The 2,466-nt window shown below is 64.8% G+C and carries 1 protein-coding gene and 1 pseudogene; one reads left to right on the forward strand and one right to left on the reverse strand.

Translation table 11 applies throughout. The annotated features are described in order from the left end of the window. Nucleotides 1-91 precede the first annotated feature (91 nt). The gene (locus EOA38_RS14300; RefSeq protein WP_127299472.1) at nucleotides 92-2,071 is read left to right on the forward strand and encodes a M23 family metallopeptidase; all 1,980 of its coding nucleotides are present in this window, start codon (nucleotides 92-94) and stop codon (nucleotides 2,069-2,071) included. Here EOA38_RS14300 and EOA38_RS14305 read toward each other — a convergent pair. Continuing rightward, nucleotides 2,068-2,466, reverse strand: a pseudogene (locus tag EOA38_RS14305) (MFS transporter); the annotation flags it as partial. The gene EOA38_RS14300 and the pseudogene EOA38_RS14305 overlap by 4 nt on opposite strands.

The raw sequence follows: 2,466 nt of genomic DNA on the forward strand, positions 1-2,466 counted from the left end.
CGTTTGACTTCAAAGGCCGCGACAGGCAAATGTCATGGCCGCAACGAACAACGACAAGCCGTTCCGCCCGGGGAAGAAGCAGCCTTTCTGGATGCCAGACACGGAAGATGTCATAGCCGATCTCGGCAACGAGCCGCCGCTGATCGCGGACGGCCGCAGCGGTCCGCCTGACCGCCGCGAAGTCTCGGCGCGTTGGCTTTCGGGCACTTTCCTGACGGGCGTGACCTCGAGCGTGCTGATGGGGGTAGCCCTGTTCGCCGCGCTCGACGGGCGCCAGCAGTTGGCGACGCCGCCGGAAATCGCCGAACTGATCAACCTCGCCAGCGGCGGCGATGATTCCGGCGAACAGGCCAAGACCACCAGGCTGGTCGCGCCGCGCCAGATCGCCAGGGCCAAGGACCGCCGGCGCATGGAAGTGTCGATGGTCACCAAGGTCGGCGACCGCGACGTTATCCACACCATGCCGTTCGTGCAGATCAAGATGGCGCTTGCGGCCGGCCACACCACCAACCGGCCCTATCCGCCCTTCGATCCGCTGCAGGTCTTCGGCGACGACGGCGACGACAATGCCCACCCGGCCACCGCCGCTGCGGTCGCCGCCCAGATCTACGGCGCCAAGGTCGAAAGCGAGATGAGCCTGAAGACGGTCGATTTCCCGATCGAGACGGCGTCCTTCGACGAAAAGAGCGACCTCTCCGCCGACGAGGTGGAAAAGGTGGTACGCGAAGCCGGCAACGGCTTGAGCGACGGCGCCGTCCAGGTGGCAGCGCTTCATTACGTCGACCCGCAGCGATTCGGCGACGCCTTCGCCGAGAGCATGGCCGGCTCCTACGACGTCAAGATCACGCCGGAGAACGTCTCGGTGACGGCGCGCGCCGCGCTGGACGACCAGGCGCCGGCCTTTGCCGAGGAAATCATCCCTTTCACCCAGGATACGGACATCGCCGAGGCCTTCGCCGATTCGGGCTACACCGGCGACGACGCCACCGGCATGGCCGAGGCGATCGGCAAGCTCTTGAACGCGACGGCGCTCAAGGCCGGAACGGTGCTGCGCGTCGGCCTCGAGGTGCGCGGCGATATCGCCAAGGTGGTCCGCACCAGCGTTTACGATCGCACCACCCATATCGTCACCATCGCACTCGACGATCGCGGGCAGTTCGTGCCGGCGCAGGAGCCGGAGCCCAATCCCGAATTGCTGACCGCATTCGATGATTCGCCGCCAGTGGTGGTGCGCGGCAACCTGCCCAATGTCTATGACGGCATTTATCGCGCCGCCTATTCCTACGGCATGTCGAAATCGATGACCCAAAAGCTGATCAAGCTTCTTGCCTCCGACGTCGATTTCCAGTCGCGGCTTTCGCCCGCCGACCGGCTGGAGGTCTTGTTCTCGCAGCCTGATGGCGACGACCAGACCTCGGACAATTCCGATCTTCTTTACGTTTCGGCGACCTTCGGCGGCCAAACGCGGAATTTCTACCGCTTCCAGATGCAGGACGGCGGCACCGACTATTTCGATGAGAATGGCAGCAGCGCCAAGCAGTTCCTGTTGCGCAATCCGCTGCCCAACGGGCGCTTCACCTCCGGCTTCGGCGCGCGCCGGCACCCGATCCTCGGTTATGTCCGCATGCACACCGGCACCGACTGGGCCGCTCCGATCGGATCGCCGATCATTGCCGCCGGCAATGGCGTGGTCGAGAAGGCCGGCTGGGCCGGCGGCTACGGCAAGCAGATCATCATCCGCCACGCCAATGGCTATGAAACCTCGTACAATCACCAGAGCGCCTTCGCCAAAGGCATCGAGCCTGGCATCCATGTCCGGCAGGGCCAGGTCATCGGCTATCTCGGCCAGACCGGCCTCTCCACCGGCCCGCACCTTCACTACGAGCTGATCGTCAACGGCACCAAGGTCGATTCGATGCGCGTCCGCCTGCCGGTCGGCAAGGTGCTGAAGGGCGACGATCTCGTCGCCTTCAAAAAAGAGCGCGAACGCATCGACGACCTGCTCAAGCAGGAAGACGGAAATTCGCTGAAGGTCGCCAGCGCCAAGACTGATTCGCAGCTTCCCAACTAATCGCGAGAATCATCCGTTCGCTGCGGCCAGGGCAGCGCCTGTCCAGGCACGGTGAACCAGGCGATGATCGACGACAGCAGGCAAAGCAGCGCCGTGACCGCGGCAACCGCGGCAAAAGCCGAATCGCTTGCCGTAACCCTCAACGCGTCGAGATCGGCCGCGAGCCCTGACGTCGGCGGCTCGCCGAAACCGGGGATGCCGGCAGGATTGCCGGTCGATCGCGCATAGACGAAAGCCGCGAGCGAGCCCATCGCCGCGACCGCGATCAGTCCCCCGATGCGCGAGACGGCGTTGTTGATGCCCGACGCCGCGCCCGTATCCTTGTCCTCGACCGAGGTCATGATCGCCGTCGACAGCGGCGACACCACGAGCGCCATGCCGAGCCCCATCAAACC

This window comes from Mesorhizobium sp. M1E.F.Ca.ET.041.01.1.1 (assembly GCF_003997355.1).
Taxonomy (GTDB): Bacteria; Pseudomonadota; Alphaproteobacteria; order Rhizobiales; family Rhizobiaceae; genus Mesorhizobium.